The sequence below is a fragment of the Pseudomonas juntendi genome, from assembly GCF_021560075.1.
Taxonomy (GTDB): Bacteria; Pseudomonadota; Gammaproteobacteria; order Pseudomonadales; family Pseudomonadaceae; genus Aquipseudomonas; species Aquipseudomonas juntendi.
The window spans coordinates 2,514,026-2,532,720 of the sequence record NZ_CP091088.1 but is presented as its reverse complement, the minus strand read 5'-3'; the positions used below and the strand labels follow the sequence as shown (position 1 = coordinate 2,532,720).

Sequence of the window (18,695 nt, the reverse complement as noted above, 5' to 3'; positions counted from 1 at the left end):
CACATTTCGGGTTCGTCCACGAAAAGGAGCATTCACATGTACAACCCGCAACCCTCATTACTGGCTGGGCGCGCCCCAGGCAAGGCGCCCAAGGGACAGGGCGCATTTGCTGACGAGCGCACCGGCAACGAGCAGATCCGCGAATTGCTGCGCACCTTCGGCCTGCGCACCAGCCTGATCCGCCTGAAGGTGATCGACGCCCTGCACGCCGCCGACCGCAATGGCCGCAGCATTGGCGTGCGTGGCGTGCACGCGCAACTGGAGCAACTGGATATTCCGCTGTCGTTCCTCAGCGTGCGCGAAGTGCTCAAGCGCCTGTGCAGCGAGGGGGTGATCCAGCTGGGCAGCGACAAGTGCTACAGCCTTGCCCCCCAGGCGCGCGCCATACTGGAACAAGCGCCCGCGCGCTGAGCGCCTGGCCGGCCAGGCTTGGCCGGCCCGCGCAGGTCAGGGCTTGACCTTGCGCCGCAGGATGCCATTGATCACCACCACCACCACGGCAATGGCGATGGCCAGCATCTGGAACGTCTGTTCACTGATAGTCCCCTGCTTCTGCAGGTGGGACAGGCCCAGCATCAGGCCCAGTACGACCAGTATGATCAGAAGTGAATATTTGAGGCGCTGCACGTGTGTCATCGAAGGTTCCTTGCAACATCAGGGGCAAATGGCTCGCAATGAGCCGCGGCAATGATACAACGGTCACCGGCCCCGGCGCTGCATTTCCTGCTGGGTCAGGCGGTGACAGCCTGAAAGCATGAAACCTCCAAGCACCCATGCCGGAGGCACCGTGTACAAACCCTTGCTCCTCACTTCGCTGTTTTTCTCCCCCGTCTACGTTCACGCACTGGATACCCAGCAGGTACCCGCCGAGCACCTGCTGGAGCTGGGCCGCGAGCTCGCGACCCACGCCGGCACCAGCCAGTGGCAGCAACTGTGGCAACGGGTACGCCAGGCCGGCTACCTGGGCGGGGACAACAGGCCGCTGAACTTCACCGTGCCCACCACCCGCCTCCCCCACCTGGCCCAGGAAACCCTGGCCCAGGCCGACCAGGTGCAAGCCGTACGCCAGACCCAGGCCCTGTACCGGCGCAGCTTTGACGGGCAGGTGATCGGCCAGCGCGATGGGCAGCCCCTGTACACCCTGTGCCTGCTGGTGGATTGGCGAACGTTGCCTGCAAGCATGCGAACGGCGCCCCAAGCCTACCTGCACAGCGCCAGCTTGCTGAGCAGTTTCCCCTGCGACTAAGGGTTCAGCACCCTTTCGTTGAGAACGGCAGTGAGCGAGCGAGAAATCACCCTATGCAGCCTATCAGCAACGCCATTTCCTACATGCGCGGATATTGCTGCCTGCAAAACCTGTTCACCGAAGCTACAGCCGCCAACCCATATGCCGCCTAGCGACACGCCTCGGCTGTCGCACAGAATTTGCTCACACCCTCCGACATAACGCCACGGGTGATCGGGTCGCAAATCCCTTATCCCGAAGGAGCGCCATATGCAAACGCCAGACTTGAGCCAGATCGATATCAGCCAATTGCCCCACTCGTTGCAGGCACTGATCACCTGCATCGGCATCGACAACGCCTACCAGCTGACCTGCGCGTTCGGCGGCAGGCCCAAATACATCCCCAAACACCGCGAGCGCACCAAGCTCGCCGACGTCCTCCCGCCCGAAGCGCTCGATGCGCTGATCAAGCGCTTTGCCGGGGTAGCCCTGGAGATCCCCAAGGCGGACCACTTCCTGCGCCAACTGCGTAACCAGCAAATCCAGAAAGAAAGCGCCAATGGCCTGTCCCGCAGCCTGCTGGCCAACAAGTACGGCCTGAGCCTGCGCCAAATCGGCAACATCCGCCGCCAGGAGGCGTGCGCCCGCTGACCCCCCTGCCGCCCAGAGCACCCTCGGCGGCCCCAACCCACTAGAAAGAGCATCCCACTATGTCGATAGACAACAGCCTCATTGGCTCGGTCATCAATGCCCTGCCCATGGATCGCATGATCGCCGGCCCCCTGCAAGCCATGGTCCAGGCGCAGGTTACCGCGAGTAAATCGTACGCCGACTTCCTGATGCAGGTCTGCATCCAGAACGGCAAGGCCGTAGCCATCCAGTTCGACTATGACGAAACCATCGTCGACGAACAGGGCGAATACAAAGGTGTGGTCAGCAAGACCATGAAGGTGCCGCTGCTGGCGGCCATCACCCACCCGAACATTACCATCGAGGAGGGTAATGTCGAGTTCGAGCTGGTCATCAACCAGATGTCGGAGGACGTGACCAGCAAGGACATGAACGCCACCGCCAGCGGCTCGATCGGCTGGGGGCCGTTCAAGCTCAACGTCAGGGGCAGCGTCAGCCACAAATCCACGCAAACCCGCAAGACCGATACCCGCGCCCGCTATGCATTCAATACCACACTCAAACGCCAGGAGCCGCCGGAAGCGGTCATGCGCTTGATCGAGTTCCTGACCGACGCTGCGACCAAACCTACGGTGGTCAAAAACGCCGCCCTGGAAAGCCCCGACCAGATCTCGCAGCGCGATACCCTCAAGAACCCGGCAGCCGACACACCGGGGCTCAAGGTGGAAAACGACAAAGCACCCGGCGCTGCAAACAAACCCACGGACAAAGCTGACAAAAAAGGTTGAACCAAACCTTGATGTTTTTCGCTCACTTCCGCCTGGCCCCTTGATGAGCAACAAGGGGCCATTCTGGCCTGAGGAACCCACGCAATGGACAAGGCCCCCGCGCCCATGACTTCAATCGACCTGCGCGAGATCACTCGCGGCCTGCAAGAAGCCGCCAGTGCCACCAACAGCCTGATCGCGCAGCAGTACATCAACCTGTTCGACCAGTTCTTCGAGTGTGACAGCGAAGCGTTGGGCGCCCCCATGAAAGCCAAGATGGTGGAAGTGGCCATGGACGGCCAGCACATCATGCGTGTACCGCTGTTCGCCCTGGTGTCGCCCAAAGGCCTGGCGCTGGAGCGCATGCAGGTTGACCTGTCGGTGCGTGTCAAAGGCACCGAGGCACAGCCGGCATTACTGCCTACCAGCGAGAACAAGGCCGCCAGCTTCAAGGTCACCATCGGTGGCCAGGGTCGCCAAGGCGACAGCCGAGACCCTGACGAAGTGCAGATCCGCATGCAGTTCCAGGCCAGTGAGCCGCCTGAAGCGCTGAACCGGCTGATCGAGGAGTACACCAGCCTGATCACCCCGGTACGCGCCCCCACCCCGCCACCCTCACCCGACAGCAATGAGTTCATCGACGCGGCCACCGTCCGTTGACGGCGCCGCCGCGTTCAACCTAGAAGTCGCGCTTGTAGAAGATATCCAGGGAGCTGGCCAAACCGCTGGCCGCCTCCAGGTAGACCTTCTTGCTCAACTTGTAACGCAAAGCGATGGTGTTCGCTGGCTCGAACACCCCTACCCCGTAACGAAGGCTCAGCTTCTCGGTGAGGTTGCCACTGGCGACCACGCTGGTGGTATTGCCCGAGCCTTCGGTATCCAGCTGGAAGTCGTCGATGCCCAGGCTGGAGGCCAGGCTACCGGTGATACCGGCGCTGCCTGCCAGGCCGAGGCCCAGTGCCGCTTCGGCGAGCATGTTGTTGTCCTCGCCGGAGGTGCCCAATGGCCGCCCCAGCACCAGATAGGACAAGGCCTGCTCCTGGCTCATGGCCGGCTCCGAAAACACCTGGCTGGTCGGCTGTTCGGCACTGCCACTCAAGCGAATACCGGCAATCACATCGTCTACCTTGCGGATGGCTTCGATGTCCAGGTAAGGCTGGTCGATCGGCCCGGCGAACAGCAAGCGCGCGCGGCGGATGGTCAGGCGCTGGCCGTAGGCGCGGTAGCGACCGTCTGCCAGGCTCAATTCACCGCGGGTGTCGAGGTTGTCACCGATGTGCACATGGCCAAGCAGGTTGGCGGTAAGGCCAAAGCCGGTGAACGACAGCTTGTCCTGGCCCACTTCGACGTCAATGTCCATGGCCATCGCCATGGGTGGCTTGCCCTCATCGGTCTGGCGGCCAACGATGACGGTATCGTCCGAGACCTTGACGGTAGAGGGCGGTAATTCGCGCACGGTGATCTTGCCTTTGGGCACCAGCACTTTGCCGGTGACCGCCAGTTTGTCGTCGATCAGGCGCAAGGTCAGGTCCGGGGCGACCTCCAGCGTGGCATAGGGCTCCACCGTGATCGGCAGTTGCTGGCCTTGCAAGCGCACGTCCATGCCCAGCGCCTGGCCCCAGGTGAGGTTGCCGCTCAACTGCCCGCGCCCTGCTTCGCCACTGCGCCAATTGCCTTCCAGGCGCACCTGCTCACCGGCGATCTGCGCCTGCACAGACAGTGCCTGCAGGCTGGCTGGCAGCTCCGCGCCGCTGACTTCGCCGCCGCTGAGCGCCAGGTTGCCGTTGACCTGCGGTGCCAGCAAGGTACCCGAGAGCTGGCCGCTGCCATTGAGCTGGCCGGCCAACCGCTCGACCATCGGCACGAAGGGCCGGGCCACCGAGAGGTCCAGGCCCGCCAGGCGGAAATCACCCGACAGCGGCTTGTTCTTGCCCAGCGGGTCTAGCCGGGTGTTGACGTTCAGCTCACCCAGCCGCTCGCCACGGAATACCAGGCGCGTGTCGATACGCCGCGGTGCCAGGGTACTGTCCAGGCGCAGGGCCTGATACGGGAAGTCGATCCAGCGGCCTTTGTCGTGCACGCGCAGGGTGCCGCCACTGGCATCGACCACCACGCTACCCTTGGGGCCACTGGCCGGTATATCCAGGCTGATGTCGGCGTTGAGCAGCCCCTGCCAGGCGAAGTCCTTGGGCAGCCACTGCGCCAGGCTGCCCAGCGGGAACTGCTTGAGGTGGTAGCGCAAGCGCGGCTCCGGCGCCAGGCGTTGGTCATCGCCACACAGGCTGGCCTGGCCAGAGCGCCAGCAGTGGGCACCGAAATCGAGCTGGCCGTTGGCCAGCCGCTGCAACCGCGCCGGGGCCTGCAACTGCCAGTCCTGGCCACCGGCCTGGACTCGCCCGCTGGCCAGTCGCCCGCGCCAGTCGCCCTTGCTCAACTGGCCATCCAGCCCCAGGTCAAGCTTGAGCTGCGGGCCGTTCAGGGCCAGGTTCAGGGCCTGCTGGCGAATGTCACCCTTGCCGCTGGCCTGCAGCGTGCCCAGTGCCATGTCACCCAGCTGAATGCCGGTGGCCTTGAGCTCGACCACCCCACGCTGGGCGCTGTCGAGCTTGGCATCCAGGTTCAGTTGTTGCAGGCGGTTCTCAGCCTGTGCCAGGCGCTGGCCCTGCAACGTCAGGGTGCCTTGGGGCGCCTGCAGCGTGCCGGCGACATCCACGCGCCCCTTGACCTGGCCTTGCAGCCGGGGCCACAGCTGGCCCAGGCGGGGCAAGTCGAGGTCGATGCGCCCGGCCAGGCGCTGCTGCAGGCTGCCACTGCCATTGATCCGGTTGTCCCCCAGCTGGATCGCCAGCGCACCCAGTGTCCAGCGCTGCCCGGCCCCTTGTGCCTCGGCCTTGAACACAGCCGGCTGGCCGCGCAAGCGGCCCTTGAGGTCAAGCTGGGCATCCAGGCTCAGCACGTCATCCTTCAGCTCGCCTTTGGTACGCAATGGCCCCGCCAGGGTGCCAGGCAGCTCGGCCAGCCAGTAGGCCGGGTCGAGTGCAGACAGTTGCAAGTCGACATCCCACGCCAGGGTATCGGCAAAGCGCACTGCAACACTGCCGGCAGCCTTGCCCTGGCCGGCGGTGAGCGCCAGTTGTGGCAGCCTGACCTGATCCAGGTCGCCTTCGAAAGGGCTGGCCAGGGTGAACGCCCCCGCCGGGCCGTCAAGATCACCGGCAAAGGTCCCCTGATACTTGCCATCACGGTAATGCACACGGGTATTGAAGCGTTTGAGGGTAACCTGTGGCGGCGTTTCCAGCGGATACAGGCGCAGCCAGGGAAAATCCTGCCAGTCCAGCTGAGCATCGGCGGTCAGGCCTTGCTGCCAGTCTGCCGTGGCTTGCAGCTTGACGCGCTGGGTGTCGCTGGCGGTAAGGTCGAGGGCATCGAGCCTGGCCCCCTTGCTGTCGACCAGGCCGGACAACGCCAGGGCGATCGGCGATTGTTCTGCGGGCAGGTTGGCGGTACCCGACAGCTGGTAGCCCTTGAGCAGGTCGCCCTTGGCTGCCAGGTCGAGCTGGTTCAACTGCAAGGTGTCAGGCAAGGAAGCGGTCGGCTTGAACGCTTCGGAACGGATCTGCAGCGTCGCAGGCAGGTGCTCGGCCAGGGCCTGCAGCGTGCCGCTCAACGTGGCGTCCAGGTAGCCGCTGCTGGCTCCCGTGAGGTTCAAGGTCTTTTGCAGTTCACCCTCGGCGTTCAGCGCCAGCTGCCAGGGTTTGCCCCCTACAGCCGGCAGCTGCAGTTGCGCCTGCAGCGTTGTCGGCCAGTCGCCTTCGGGCTGGATATGGCCTTGCAGGTTCAGCAGCAGGTCGTCGCGCTGCAGGTGCAGGCTGTCGATCTGCATCCCGCCGCGGGTCCAGTGCGCTGCAAGCTGCAGGTCGCCCAGCAGGTCACTGCCGTCCAGGCGCAGTTGCCCCACCTTCACCTCGCCCAGTTCGATGGCCACCGGCAGGCGCAGTGCCGGCAATTGCAGGGGGCCGCTGTCGGCCGGCTCGGTGCTTGGGGCAAAGGCCATGTCGATGCGCTGGGCCTGCAAGCGGTCGATGCACAAGGTGGCGCGCAGCAGGCAGGCAGGCGACCAGGCCAACTGCGGGGCCTGCAGCTCGACCTTGCTGCCGGCGTCGGCCCAGCTTAACCGGCTTGCTTGCCAGCTGCCCCCCAGGCGGCCCTGGAAGTCGGTGACCTGCAAACCGGGAACCTTGCCCAGCGCCCAGCGGCTGCCGGCCTCGGTACCCAGCAGCAAGCCGAGGGCCAGGCCCAGGCCCGCCAGCAGTCCAGCCAGGCCCAACAGGGTATATCTGATTACGCGTTTCACAACTCGGGCCCCATGGAAAAGTGCAGGCGAATGCCACCGTCGTCATCCAGCGCCTTGGCCAGGTCCAGGCGCAGCGGCCCCACTGGCGACACCCAGCGCACACCAAAACCGACCCCAGTTTTCAGGCTGGGCAATTCCAGGTCGTTGAACGAGTTGCCTTGGTCGACGAATGTGGCAAGCCGCCACTTCTCGGTCAGCGAGTACTGGTACTCGACACTGCCGGCCACCAGGTAACGCCCGCCAATACGATCACCGTCGCTGTTTTCGGGCGACAGGGTCTGGTAGTCGTAACCGCGCACGCTCTGGTCGCCACCGGCGAAGAAGCGCAGCGACGGCGGGATATTGTTCTTGAAACCGTTGGTCGCGCTGCCGCCGAACTGCACGCGGCCAAGCAAGCGGTGGTTGTGGCCCAGGGTGGTCAGGCCCTTGAGCAGCACGTTGCCGTGCAGCAGGTTGGTGTCCGACACCAGCCCTTCCTTGGCCACCTGCACATCGAATTGCAGGCGGTAGCCATTGTGCGGGTCGATGCGGTTGTCACTGCGCAGGAACGAGTAGCTAACGCCGGGCATCAGCAGGTTGCTCAACCCGCTGTCGTCGCCCAGGCGGTACTCTTCGCGTTGGTATTTCAGCGAGATGACCCGTTGCCAACCGCTGGGCAGCTTGCTGTGCCACTCGGGGCCCACCGTCAGCAGCTTGCTGAGGGTGTCGGTACCGGCCAGTTCTTCATTCTGATAGCCGCCGGCAAAGCGCAATTTGTCGGTCAACGGCGGATCGAGGGGAATGTCGTACCACAACCCCACGTTCTGCCGCGGCGCCGACAGCTCGGTTTCCCAGCCATAGCTGTGGCCTTGCGGGTTGACCCAGTGGCGGGTCCAGTTGGCCTTGCCGCGCGGCCCGACGTCGGTGGAGTAACCCAGGCCCAGCCCCATGGTGCGGGGTTTGCGGGTTTCCAGGCGCACGTCCACCGGTATGTCTTCACCCACCGCGGCGGTGGGCGCCGCATCCACCCGTACCCCTTCGAAATAACCGCTCGACTGCAGGTCGTTGTTCAGTTCGGCGATCAGCTCCGAGTCGTACGGGGTACCTGGCTTGAACGGCACCATGCGCTGCAGCAGGTCCTCGTCCAGCGGCGTGTCGCCGCCAAAGGTGACTGCGCCAAGGCGGTAGCGCGGGCCACTCTGGTAGACCAGTTCGATATCGGCCACCCCGGCCTGCGGGTCCACCGCCAGGCGCTGGCGGCTGAAGCGCCCGCTGAAGAAGCCGTAACGCGACGCCTGGTTCTGGATCAGGCGCTTGGCATCCTCGTAGGTACCGTGGTTGAGCTGTTCACCCGGGCGCAACGCCCGGCTGTCGGGTACCCGAAAGGCCTTCATGTCACTGGCCGGGCCCTCGATGCGCACCGTGACGTTGCGCAGCCGAATCGGCTCCCCCGGGTTGATGCTGAGGATCAACTGCGGGGAATGGTCGGCATCGCTGGCAGGCTTGACCTCGCTGTCGATCTGCGCCTGATAGTAGCCAAGTGCCTGCGCGGCTTTGCGCGCCTGCTCCTCTGCACCACGACTGAAGCGCAACAGTGCTTCTTCATCGCGGTCACCCAGTGAGCCTATATAGCCTTCGACATTGGCCTTGAGCGCCTTGTTGGCCGGTTTCACCTGCACCAGCAACTCGCTCTGGCCCCATGCTGCAAAACTGGCGGCCCAGATAACCAAGCCCCAGGTCAATCTTCCTGAATACGTCATGCGGCGAATGCTACCAGACCCGAACGCTCAAGGGAGCCGCCTTGCGGCCTGTTCAGGCCAAAGCGGATGTCGAAGCCACCGGGTTGGGATGAAAGAATACCCGTTCCCGGATCGGCCCTATGGCCACCTCACCAATTTCCTCGTACCCCTGGCGCTGGTAAAACGCCAGATAGTGCTCATTGCCCGTGTCCAGCACCACGCCTTGGGTGCCCGGGTCTTCGGCGCACCAGTCATGCACAGCTTGTAACAATTGTTCGCCGTACTGCTTGCCTTGAAACTGCGGGTGCACCCCCAGCAGTGGCAGCACATGCACCTGATCACTGGGCAGGCAGGTCGACAAAGCGGCCTGGTAGTCCATGTAGCGCCGCGTGCAGCGCAGGCCGGTGCCGAGCATCATGCGCAGGCGCCAGGCCCAACTGTCCGCCACACCCAAGCGGCGCAGCGGCGGCACGATCAGGGCCACGGCCACCAGGCGATCGTCCACCAGCAAGCCGATCGCAGGCAGTTGCAGGTAGAAGTGCTGGCGTACCCATTCACGCACCATCACCCGCAGGCGCCGTTCATAGCCTGGGCGCTGGGCTTCGAAGATATAGGCAAAAGTGGGTTCGTGCCGGTAGGCGTTGTACAGCAGGGAACGTACCTCGCGGCTGTAACCATCATCGAGCAGGCAGACACGGGCCGGAGCGGCTGTGGTTTCGGGCATTGCGGGCAGACCTCCTGGAATGGGCGTTCAGAGCCTTGGAGGTTGCGCTCCGCGCTTCGTTCCACCCTTACAGCACGTTAGCAGCAGGCCTTTGGCCCCGCCACGCTGGTGATCGCCGGCGATGTCCGCTAGCATCGCGCCTTTTACCGGGATTGTCTTTCCATGAAGATCGTCTGTTTCAACATCAACGGCCTGCGAGCCCGCCCGCACCAGCTGGCAGCGCTGATCGAAAAGCACCAACCAGACGTGATCGGCCTGCAGGAAACCAAGGTCAGCGACGAGCAGTTCCCGTTGGCCGACGTACAGGCGCTGGGTTACCACGTGCACTACCACGGGCAGAAGGGCCACTACGGCGTCGCCCTGCTCTCGCGCCAGGCGCCGCTCAGCCTGCACAAAGGCTTTGCCGGCGATGAAGAAGACGCCCAGCGCCGCTTTATCTGGGGCACCTTCGCCGACACCCAGGGCAACCCGATCACCATCATGAACGGCTACTTCCCCCAAGGCGAAAGCCGCGACCACCCCACCAAGTTTCCGGCCAAGCAGCGCTTCTACAGCGACCTGCAGGCACTGCTGGAAAGCCAGTTCCGCAACGACCAGCCAGTGCTGGTGATGGGCGACATGAACATCTCGCCGCAGGACTGCGACATCGGCATTGGCCCGGACAATGCCAAGCGCTGGCTGAAGACCGGCAAGTGCAGTTTCCTCCCGGAAGAGCGCGAATGGATGGAGCGCTTGAAAGGCTGGGGCCTGGTAGACAGTTTCCGCCACCTGTACCCGGACGTGAACGACCGTTTCAGCTGGTTCGATTACCGCAGCCGCGGCTTTGAAGACGAGCCCAAGCGCGGCCTGCGCATCGACCTGATCATGGCCTCGCACGCGCTGGTGCCGCGGATCAGGACAGCAGGCGTGGATTATGAACTGCGCGGGATGGAAAAGCCGTCCGATCATGCACCGATCTGGCTTGAGTTGAGCTGACCGTGTGAGCGCAACATGCCTGCCGGGGCGGCTCGATCGCGACACAAGGCCGCGCCGGCAAAGCCTGGGTTACAAGCCCAGGCGCAGCACCTCGCCTACCCCCGCCCCACGCACATCGTCCGCCGCGCTGACCAAGGCAAAGTTGTACGCCCCATGCGACCAGTACCGCGCCTCCAGCTGGCCATCGACCCGTTGCCCGTTCGGCATGCGCCGAAAGCCTTCGCTGGGTGAACGCATGAACAGGCTGATACGCTGGCCATTGCCGTCCTCGAACACCAACAAGGCTGCGGGCCCTTGCTCGTTGCTGAGCAACCGCGCCCCCACCGGCCTGAAGCCATAGCCCGCCAGGTCTGGCAACTGCCCGACACGGTTGAAGTGCCGGCCCAGCCAATCGCGCAACTGGGCCGGGTCGCTGGCTTGAATATCCAGCGCCTGGCTGGCGGCGAACAACTTGTGCGCCTGCACAGCATCGGCCATCGGCAGCTCGGCATTGGCCAGGGTGGCATCGCGGGCCTGCCAGCCGCCCAAGCCCCCTACACCCAGGGCCAGCACCATGGCCGCTGCCGCCGCCCAGCGCCGCTGCCGGCGTTGGCGCAGTTGCCGCCGCAGCTGGCCCAGCTCAAGCGCGGGGGCACCGGCTGGCTCGCCAAGCCCGGCCAGCGCCGTGCGCAGCCGCCGGGCATCGGTGCGCCAGCCTTCCACACGTGCCGCCGCCTGCGGGTTGGCCGCCAGCCAGGCTTGCACCTCGGCGCGCCGCGCCGGCTCCAGGCGCTCGTCGACGTAAGCGTGCAGTTCATCTTCGGTGGGGATAAGGCGCGTCATTTCAATCTCCGCAAGGCCGGTGGCTGGGGTGAGCCTTCGGTCAGTTCACGCAAGGCATTGCGCGCCCGCGAAAGGCGCGACATTACCGTGCCGATAGGAATGCCCAAGGCCTGGGCGGCCTCCTTGTAGCTCAGGCCCTCGACGCTGACCAGCAGCAGCAAGGCACGCTGCTCGGCACTCAGCCGGGAAAACGCTTGCAAGTCGGCCTGGGCCAGGATGATCGCTTCAAGGTTGTCACCAACGGGTTCGTCATCGCGCTCGGCACGGCCGAACCAGGACAGCCAGCGCGCATGCAGGCGCTCGCGGCGTTTACCGTCCAGGTACAAGCGATAAAGGATGGTGAACAGCCAGGCACGCAGCGCCTGCGCGTCGCGTTGCTGGTCTCGTCGGCTCAGCGCGCGCTCGACGGTAGCCTGCACCAGGTCGTCGGCGCTGCCCGGTTCACGGGTCAGCCATACGGCAAAGCGGCGCAAGCGGGCGAGCAGTTCGCGCCACTGCTGGTTGTCCAGGTCGTGCATGGTCAGGTCCGGCCTATGGGGCAGTCAGTGTAAGGGGCAGACGCGTGCAGGCCTATTTTATTCCCCCGTGGGAATAAATAGCGCGCTACCCCGTCGTACTCGCACCTTCACTGAACCGGACGCACACCATGAACTCACCTTTGCACGGCCCGGCCAAGGCCCTGCGCCTGGCCGCCATCGGCGCCGTGATGCTGGCCGCAGGTGCCGGCTTCGCGTATGCCGCTGGCTGGCTGGGCCAACCGCAGTTGACCCCGCAACGCATCATCGACACCTTCGAAGCCCAAGCCGGGCACTACCCCGGCTACCGCAAGAACCACGCCAAGGGGCTTTGCGTCAGTGGTTACTTCCAGCCCAGCGGCCAGGCAGCCAGCCTGTCCACGGCACGCGCATTCAGCCAGCCACGGGTGCCGGTCATTGGCCGTTTCGCCATCGGCGGGGCCAACCCGTTCGCCCCGGACACCAGCATACCGGTCCGCAGCCTGGCAATTGAGTTGAGCACCGATGACGGCCAGGTCTGGCGCACCGGCATGAACAACCCGCCGGTGCTTGCCGTCAGCAACCCCCAAGGGTTCTACGAACAGGTGCTGGCCAGCGCACCGGTCAAGGCCACCGGCAAACCCGACCCGGCCAAGCTGCAGGCGTTCTTCGCCGCACACCCGGAAAGCGCAGCGTTTCGTCAATGGGCGGCCAGTTACAAACCCAGTGACAGCTTCGCCAGCACGCAGTACCACAGCATCAATGCCTTCCGCCTGATCGACACAGCCGGCGCGGCCCACCCGGTACGCTGGCAGCTGGAGCCACAGGCGCCGTTCGCCGCGCTGCCTGGGCAGGTCGACGACAAGTTGTTCCTCCAGCACGACTTGCAGCAGCGCCTGGCCCAAGGCCCGTTGCGCTGGACCCTGCGCCTGGTGCTGGCGGAACCGGGCGATGCGGTGGATGACCCGGCCCGCCCCTGGCCTGCCGAGCGGCGCAGCGTGGACGCCGGCACCCTGGTGCTGGAGCAGGTCGATGGGCCCGAACAAGGGGCCTGCCGCGACATCAACTTCGACCCCCTGATCCTGCCGCAAGGTATCGAAGCCTCCAACGACCCGATCCTCGCCGCCCGTTCCGCCGCCTATTCGGAATCTTTCAACCGCCGCAGCCGTGAATCGCTCGGCACCGGAGCCCGCCCATGAAGCCCGAAGCCTTCCACCCCCTTGCCCGCGCGCTGCATTGGTTGATGGCCGTGCTGATCCTGGCCATGCTGTTCATCGGCGTGACCATGGTTGCCGACCTGTCGTTGCGCCACCCTGTACTGATCAGCCTGCACAAGGCCACCGGCCTGGCGTTGCTGGTGCTGGTCGTGCTGCGTATTGGCGTGCGCCTGGCCGTACCCCATCCGCCGCTGCCTGCAGACCTGCCAACCGTGCAGCGCTGGGCTGCCCGCACATCGCACCTGGCGCTTTATGGCCTGATGCTGGCGATGCCGCTGCTGGGCTGGGCCATGCTGTCCGCCGGCGACTACCCGCGCCCACTGGGCCTGCCCGCGATCGCGCCGCACAACCTGCAGCTGTATGCCGTGCTGCGCCAGGCCCATGGTTGGGCAGGCTACTTGCTGTTCGCCACCGTATTGGTGCATGTCGGTGCGGCGCTGATGCATGCCTGGGTGCGCCGCGACGGCGTGTTGCGTAGCATGTGGCCTGGCTCCCTGCGCCGCAATCAATGACCTGAGGCAGCCCAGGGCGGTCGACCTCCATCAATGACCGGCTGTCACCGGCCCTACTGCCCTGGAAACCCCATGACCCTCGCAAAGGATCCTGCAACGCTCAGCCCAGCCAGCACCCTCGATCTACGCCCGCTGCTGCTGGCCAACATGGCCTGTACGATGTCGATGATGGCCTTCGTCGCCTTGATCGGCCCGATCGCCCGCCAGTTGGGCATGGCCACCTGGCAAGCCGGCGCCGCCATTACCGTGGCCGGCGTGGTCTGGGTATTGCTGGCCCGCCCTTGGGGCCGCGCAGCTGACCGCCTTGGCCGTCGGCGCGTATTGCTGCTGGGTAGCGCGGGTTTCACCCTGGCCTACTGGCTGTTGTGCCTGTTTGTCGAAGGTGCACTGCGCTGGATGCCAGGTGCAACAATGGCCTTCATCGGCCTGATGGTCGCCCGCGGTTGCATCGGTGCCTTCTATGCCGCCATTCCGGTCGGCTGCAACGCCCTGATCGCCGACCATGTCGGGCCGCAGCAGCGGGCACGGGCCATGGCTTCGCTGGGGGCGGCCAACGCCGTGGGCCTGGTGGTCGGCCCAGCCCTGGCAGCCCTGCTGGCGCGGCATAGCCTGAGCCTGCCGTTTCTGGTCATGTCGCTACTCCCTGCCAGTGCCTTCGTGGTGCTGCTGTTGGCCCTGAAGCCACAGGCGCTTGCACACAGCCACGCACCCACCCCGGTCAGGCTCAACGACCCCCGCCTGCGCCGGCCGTTGCTGGTGGCATTCAGCGCCATGCTGAGTGTGACCGTGTCGCAGATCACCGTCGGCTTCTTCGCCCTTGACCGCCTGCACCTGGGGCCAGCCCAGGCCGCCCAGGCTGCCGGCATTGCCCTTACCACCGTGGGTGTGGCGCTGATGCTGGCCCAGGTCCTGCTGCGCCAGCTGCAGTGGCCACCGCTGAAGATGATCCGGGTCGGTGCCACGGTTTCGGCGCTGGGCTTTGCCAGCGGCGCGCTGGCGACCACGGCCCCTTGGCTATGGGCCTGCTACTTTGTGGCGGCGGCGGGCATGGGTTTTGTATTCCCGGCGTTTTCGGCCCTGGCCGCCAATGCCATGCAGGCCGGCGAGCAAGGCGCCACGGCCGGCTCCATAGGTGCAGCCCAGGGTATGGGCGCGGTCATCGGCCCGCTGGCCGGGACCTTGGTCTATGCCGTGGACCCGCGCTTGCCATTCCTGGCCGTGGCAACGCTGTTGTTGCTGGTCGGGCTGTGGCCAATCCCGCGTGAACAAAGGCGTTGAGAAGCACAGCGCGCAACGCGGCAGAGTATGTTTTAATGCGCATCGCTCGTTATTTTAAACACCTCTGATTACAAGGCGGCTATGGACACGGGGACGCGACTCAAACTGGTGCGGGAACGCAACAACCTCTCCCAACGGGAATTGGCCCGCCGTAGCGGGCTGACCAACTCGACGATCTCGCAGATCGAACAGAACCGCGTGAGCCCTTCGGTCAGCTCCTTGAAAAAGCTCCTCGAAGGCATTCCCATGAGCCTGGCGGAGTTTTTCAGCTTCGACGAGCCGGTACGTGAAGAGCGCTATGTGTTCCGCGGCGGCGAACAGCCAGACCTGGGCCGTAACGGCCTGCGTATGCTATTGGTCGGTGCCAGTGTCGAAGGCCGGCAGATGCGCATGTTGCGTGAGCTGTACGCGCCGGGCGCAGACTCCGGCGAACCGATCGTGCATGCCGAAGGCGAAGAATGCGGGCTGGTCACGCGGGGGACTGTGGAGCTGTGGGTCGACGGCCAGGTCAGCGTGCTCAACTCGGGTGATGGCTACTACATCCCCACCACCCTGCCGCACAGCTTCAAGAACATCGGCCCGGACGAGGCCGAGATCATCAGCGCCAATACCCCGGCGAACTTCTGACGGCATGAACAGCCGGGTGGTCTATCAACGCCTGCGTGACGCAGCGCTCGGTATCCATACCCTGTCGATAGCCCAGCGCCATGACCACGCCCTGGTGGACGTGATCATCGACGGCTGGCAACTGACCCTCGCGCTGGACAGCGAGGGCCTTGCCCAGTGCATCCACTGCACGGCCCCGTGCGGGGCGCAGGCGGGGCTCGATGCCTGGCAACGGTATGGCAGCAACCCCTGCGATCTGCTCAGCCAGTGGGAACGCACTCAGCTGGAAAGGCTGCTCGCCCCCTGCTGCAGCGCTGCCTCGACGAAGTCCAGGCGGTCCTGACCGAAGAACATGTCTTCGCCGACAAAGCACGTCGGCGCACCAAATACCCCCCGCTGCACCGCAACCTCGGTCGCCTGCCGCAGTGCTGCCTTGATTTCGTCATCTGCTGCCAGTGCGTGAAACGCGTGTGGGTCAAAGCCGCCTTCAGCCAGGGTGGCGTCCAGTACCGCCACATCGCTCAGGGTGCGCTGCTGGGCAAACAAACCCTTGAACAACACCGCCAGCAGCCCCTCGAAACGCTCCGGCGCGCGTAATTGCGTACCCATGACGCCTCGCATCAAGTGCAGCGTATTGACCGGAAAACCCGGCGGCAGCCCAAACGGCACCCCGTAGCGGGCGGCAAAGCGCGCCAGGTCGGTGAACATATAGCGCCCTTTGGCGGGGATCATCGCTGGCGAAGCGTTGCCCGTGGCCTGGAATACGCCGCCCAGGAGCATTGGCCGGTAGTGCAGCGTTGCGCCGTGGCGGGCGCATAGCGCCGGCAGCTGGGTCCAGGCCAGGTAACTGGCTGGGCTACCCAGGTCAAAGTAGAAATCGACGTGCTTGTGCATGGTCATGTCCTTGCAGGGAAAAGGGTTTACCAGCCTTCCATCCAGGGCCGCAGGTCCAGCTCGAAGGTCCAGGCGTCGCGGGGCTGGGCGTGCAGGAACCAATAGCTGTCGGCGATGTGTGCAGGGTTCAGGATGCCACCCTCACCCTTGAGGGCGTAGCGCTCGGGGAAGCTGTCGCGAATGAAGGCAGTGTCGATGGCCCCGTCCACCACCACATGGGCGACATGAATATTGCGCGGCCCCAACTCGCGGGCCATGCTCTGGGCCAATGCACGCAAGCCATGCTTGGCGCCGGCGAAGGCGGCAAAACCGGCCGCACCACGGGTTGCGGCGGTGGCGCCAGTGAACAGCAGCGTGCCGCGCTCGCGCCGGACCATGCGCCGCGCTACCGCCTGGGCAGTCAGAAAGCCGGCGAAGCAAGCCATTTCCCAGATCTTGAAATACTTGCGTGGGGTTTCGTCCAGAATGCTGCATGGCACATTGGCGCCGATATTGAACACAAAGGCTTCGATCGGGCCGATATCGCGCTCGATGGTTTCGACCAGTTCCGCCACGTCGTCTTCCTTGCGCGCATCGGAGCCGAACCCGTAGGCCTGGCCACCGGCAGCGCGTATTTCTTCCAGCAACGGCTGCAGCTTGTCAGCCTGGCGCCGGGTGACACAGGCGATATAGCCCTCGCGGGCAAAACGCTTGGCAATCTCGCCGCCGGTGGCATCCCCCGCACCAATCACCAGCACGACTTTTTGTTGTTCCGACATGCCTGCACCCATTGATGAATGATCGTTTAGTAAACGAACGCTATGCTACTATGCCGGCTTTCGTCAAGCCGTCTTGCAGAGGCACGCCCATGCGCTACCCAAACGAACACAAGCAGCAAACCCGTGAACGCTTGCTCGCCAGCAGCGGTGCGCTGGCCAAGCGCGGGGGCTTTGCCAGCACGGGCGTTGCCGGCTTGATGAAAGCCATTGGCCTGACCGGGGGGGCGTTCTACAACCACTTTCCGTCCAAGGATGACCTGTTCACCGAGGTGGTCCGGCAGGAACTCTGCAACAGCCCACTCGCCCGGCTGGCCAACCAAGGTGCCAGCCGCGAGCGCCTGGCCCGCTGCCTGCAGCAATACCTTAGCCTGGCGCACCTGCACAACGCCGAGCAGGGTTGCCCGTTGCCGCCGCTAGGGGTGGAGATAGCCCGCGCTGACACGCCTGTGCGGGAAGTGGCCGAGCACTGGTTAGTGCAGCTGCACCAGGCCTGGAGCGCCACCCTGGAGGATGAGCAGTTGGCCTGGGTATTGATCAGTCAGTGCGTGGGCGCGCTGCTGGTTGGCCGCATGCTGGTCAGCGAAAGCGTGCAAGGCCAGGTGCTTGGCGCCAGCCGCGCGTTTGTAGAACGCGCGCTGGAGGGCGACTGATCACGGGTTGGCTGGGGGTTGGCGGGGGCCCGCCGCAGCACGTTCAGCGCCTGCCAGAGCCTCTGGCAAACCTTGCTCACGGCTGGCATAACGCTGCGCCAGCACCGCGCACACCATCAACTGGATCTGGTGGAACAGCATCAGCGGCAGGATCATCGCGCCAATGCCACTGCCCACGAACAGCACCTGCGCCATGGGTACACCGGTGGCCAGGCTTTTCTTCGAGCCGGCGAACAGGATGGTGATACGGTCCTCGAGGTCGAAGCCCAGCGCCTTGCCCAACAAGCGGGTAGCGAACAACACCACCGCCAGCAGAATGCCGCATACCGCGAACAACCCCGCCAGGTGCTGCGACGAAACCGTGTGCCACAGGCCGGTCACCACTGCCTCGCTGAAGGCGGTATACACCACCAGCAGAATCGACCCCTGGTCGACCACCTTGAGCCAGCGGGCATTGCGCTTTACCCAGGCGCCAATCCAGCGCCGCGCGATCTGCCCGGCCAAGAATGGCACCAGCAGTTGCAAGGTGATCTTGAGGACCGCATCCAGGCCGGAGCCAGTATCGCCACTGGCGCCCAGCAACATCACCACCAGCAATGGGGTGAGGAAGATACCCAGCAGGCTGGACGCCGCCGCACTGCAGATGGCTGCCGGCACATTGCCGCGGGCCAGCGAAGTGAAGGCGATGGCCGACTGCACGGTTGCGGGCAAGGCGCACAGGTACAGCACACCCAGGTACAGCTCAGTGCCTACAAGTGGCACGAACAGCGGCTTGAACGCCAACCCCAGCAGCGGGAACAGCACGAACGTGCAGGAGAACACCAGCAGGTGCAGGCGCCAATGCCCGGCGCCTGCGATGATCGCCTCACGCGACAGCTTGGCACCGTGCAGGAAGAACAGCAGGCCGATGGCGAGGTTGGTCAGCCAGCCGAAGTACACCGCGCCGTCGCCCGAACAAGGCAATACGGTGGCAATGCAGACCACCCCGAGCAAGGCCAGGGTGAAATTGTCGAACAGCATGCGCAAATACTTCATCACGGCTCCCGTCTTGTCATTGTGCAAGGGCAGACG

At 64.8% G+C, this 18,695-nt stretch carries 21 protein-coding genes; 12 read left to right on the top strand and 9 right to left on the bottom strand.

The features are described from left to right. The first annotated feature begins 36 nt into the window (after nt 1-36). Nucleotides 37-411, top strand: coding sequence for a hypothetical protein (locus tag L1P09_RS11790; RefSeq protein WP_054904395.1), 375 nt, complete (start codon nt 37-39; stop codon nt 409-411). A gap of 36 nt (nt 412-447) precedes the next feature. On the opposite strand, the gene L1P09_RS11785 is transcribed toward L1P09_RS11790, so the two are convergent. Then, nucleotides 448-636, bottom strand: a complete 189-nt coding sequence (locus tag L1P09_RS11785; RefSeq protein WP_003248064.1) for a hypothetical protein — start codon at nt 634-636, stop codon at nt 448-450. 151 nt (nt 637-787) lie between these two features. Between L1P09_RS11785 and L1P09_RS11780 the strand changes: the two genes are divergently transcribed. The 4 genes from L1P09_RS11780 to L1P09_RS11765 all read left to right on the top strand — a co-directional run bounded on the left by L1P09_RS11780 (nt 788) and on the right by L1P09_RS11765 (nt 3,282). Next, nucleotides 788-1,246, top strand: coding sequence for a hypothetical protein (locus L1P09_RS11780; protein WP_192439984.1), 459 nt, complete (start codon nt 788-790; stop codon nt 1,244-1,246). Nucleotides 1,247-1,495: 249 nt separating this feature from the next. After that, nucleotides 1,496-1,876 carry a Mor transcription activator family protein gene (locus tag L1P09_RS11775; RefSeq protein WP_029884845.1) on the top strand — a complete coding sequence of 127 codons (381 nt, stop codon included), beginning with the start codon at nt 1,496-1,498 and terminating at the stop codon, nt 1,874-1,876. Nucleotides 1,877-1,935: 59 nt separating this feature from the next. Further along, the gene (locus L1P09_RS11770) at nt 1,936-2,643 is read left to right on the top strand and encodes a DUF2589 domain-containing protein (RefSeq protein ID WP_054904393.1); all 708 of its coding nucleotides are present in this window, start codon (nt 1,936-1,938) and stop codon (nt 2,641-2,643) included. A gap of 84 nt (nt 2,644-2,727) precedes the next feature. Then, a complete protein-coding gene (locus L1P09_RS11765) occupies nt 2,728-3,282 on the top strand; it encodes a DUF2589 domain-containing protein (protein ID WP_009682168.1) in 555 nt (184 codons plus the stop codon). Nucleotides 3,283-3,301: 19 nt separating this feature from the next. Here the strand turns inward: L1P09_RS11765 and L1P09_RS11760 are convergent, their stop codons facing one another. The 3 genes from L1P09_RS11760 to L1P09_RS11750 are packed head-to-tail and all read right to left on the bottom strand — an operon-like array spanning nt 3,302 to nt 9,418. Beyond that, nucleotides 3,302-6,976, bottom strand: coding sequence for a translocation/assembly module TamB domain-containing protein (locus tag L1P09_RS11760; protein WP_235768885.1), 3,675 nt, complete (start codon nt 6,974-6,976; stop codon nt 3,302-3,304). Beyond that, nucleotides 6,973-8,715, bottom strand: a complete 1,743-nt coding sequence (locus tag L1P09_RS11755) for an autotransporter assembly complex protein TamA (RefSeq protein WP_029884841.1) — start codon at nt 8,713-8,715, stop codon at nt 6,973-6,975. The genes L1P09_RS11760 and L1P09_RS11755 overlap by 4 nt, the downstream gene beginning before the upstream one ends. A 52-nt stretch (nt 8,716-8,767) precedes the next feature. After that, on the bottom strand, nt 8,768-9,418 hold the full coding sequence (locus tag L1P09_RS11750; RefSeq protein ID WP_009682173.1) for a GNAT family N-acetyltransferase: 651 nt from the start codon (nt 9,416-9,418) through the stop codon (nt 8,768-8,770). A 162-nt stretch (nt 9,419-9,580) separates the two neighbouring features. Here L1P09_RS11750 and xthA point away from each other — a divergent pair, with 162 nt between their 5' ends. Then, nucleotides 9,581-10,393 carry an exodeoxyribonuclease III gene (gene xthA, locus L1P09_RS11745; protein ID WP_235768884.1) on the top strand — a complete coding sequence of 271 codons (813 nt, stop codon included), beginning with the start codon at nt 9,581-9,583 and terminating at the stop codon, nt 10,391-10,393. 69 nt (nt 10,394-10,462) lie between these two features. Here xthA and L1P09_RS11740 read toward each other — a convergent pair whose 3' ends face one another. After that, nucleotides 10,463-11,215, bottom strand: coding sequence for an anti-sigma factor family protein (locus L1P09_RS11740; RefSeq protein WP_054904389.1), 753 nt, complete (start codon nt 11,213-11,215; stop codon nt 10,463-10,465). Further along, the gene (locus tag L1P09_RS11735; RefSeq protein ID WP_009685428.1) at nt 11,212-11,733 is read right to left on the bottom strand and encodes a sigma-70 family RNA polymerase sigma factor; all 522 of its coding nucleotides are present in this window, start codon (nt 11,731-11,733) and stop codon (nt 11,212-11,214) included. Before L1P09_RS11735 ends, L1P09_RS11740 begins: the two co-directional genes overlap by 4 nt. A 128-nt stretch (nt 11,734-11,861) precedes the next feature. On the opposite strand from L1P09_RS11735, the gene L1P09_RS11730 reads away from it, so the two are divergent. From L1P09_RS11730 to L1P09_RS11710, 5 genes are all read left to right on the top strand, one after another. Continuing rightward, entirely contained in the window at nt 11,862-12,908 is a 1,047-nt protein-coding gene (locus tag L1P09_RS11730; RefSeq protein ID WP_192439980.1) for a catalase family peroxidase, read from the top strand. Beyond that, complete coding sequence (locus tag L1P09_RS11725; protein ID WP_235768883.1) at nt 12,905-13,438, top strand: cytochrome b; 534 nt, start codon at nt 12,905-12,907, stop codon at nt 13,436-13,438. Before L1P09_RS11730 ends, L1P09_RS11725 begins: the two co-directional genes overlap by 4 nt. A gap of 72 nt (nt 13,439-13,510) precedes the next feature. Then, the gene (locus tag L1P09_RS11720) at nt 13,511-14,716 is read left to right on the top strand and encodes an MFS transporter (RefSeq protein WP_054904386.1); all 1,206 of its coding nucleotides are present in this window, start codon (nt 13,511-13,513) and stop codon (nt 14,714-14,716) included. Nucleotides 14,717-14,797: 81 nt separating this feature from the next. Continuing rightward, complete coding sequence (locus L1P09_RS11715) at nt 14,798-15,343, top strand: cupin domain-containing protein (protein ID WP_003248033.1); 546 nt, start codon at nt 14,798-14,800, stop codon at nt 15,341-15,343. Nucleotides 15,344-15,347: 4 nt separating this feature from the next. After that, nucleotides 15,348-15,665: a DUF7693 family protein gene (locus L1P09_RS11710; protein ID WP_154211170.1), complete on the top strand. Its 318-nt coding sequence runs from the start codon at nt 15,348-15,350 to the stop codon at nt 15,663-15,665. Here the strand turns inward: L1P09_RS11710 and L1P09_RS11705 are convergent. After that, complete coding sequence (locus L1P09_RS11705; RefSeq protein WP_054904407.1) at nt 15,602-16,216, bottom strand: 2-hydroxychromene-2-carboxylate isomerase; 615 nt, start codon at nt 16,214-16,216, stop codon at nt 15,602-15,604. The two genes, L1P09_RS11710 and L1P09_RS11705, sit on opposite strands and share 64 nt — an antisense overlap. Before the next feature lie 26 nt (nt 16,217-16,242). Further along, on the bottom strand, nt 16,243-16,974 hold the full coding sequence (locus tag L1P09_RS11700; RefSeq protein ID WP_029884833.1) for an SDR family NAD(P)-dependent oxidoreductase: 732 nt from the start codon (nt 16,972-16,974) through the stop codon (nt 16,243-16,245). An 89-nt stretch (nt 16,975-17,063) separates the two neighbouring features. Here L1P09_RS11700 and L1P09_RS11695 point away from each other — a divergent pair, with 89 nt between their 5' ends. Further along, the gene (locus L1P09_RS11695; protein ID WP_054904385.1) at nt 17,064-17,624 is read left to right on the top strand and encodes a TetR/AcrR family transcriptional regulator; all 561 of its coding nucleotides are present in this window, start codon (nt 17,064-17,066) and stop codon (nt 17,622-17,624) included. On the opposite strand, the gene L1P09_RS11690 is transcribed toward L1P09_RS11695, so the two are convergent. Beyond that, nucleotides 17,625-18,659 (bottom strand): bile acid:sodium symporter family protein, encoded by a 1,035-nt coding sequence (locus L1P09_RS11690; protein WP_235768882.1) that lies wholly within the window; start codon nt 18,657-18,659, stop codon nt 17,625-17,627. Nucleotides 18,660-18,695 lie beyond the last annotated feature (36 nt).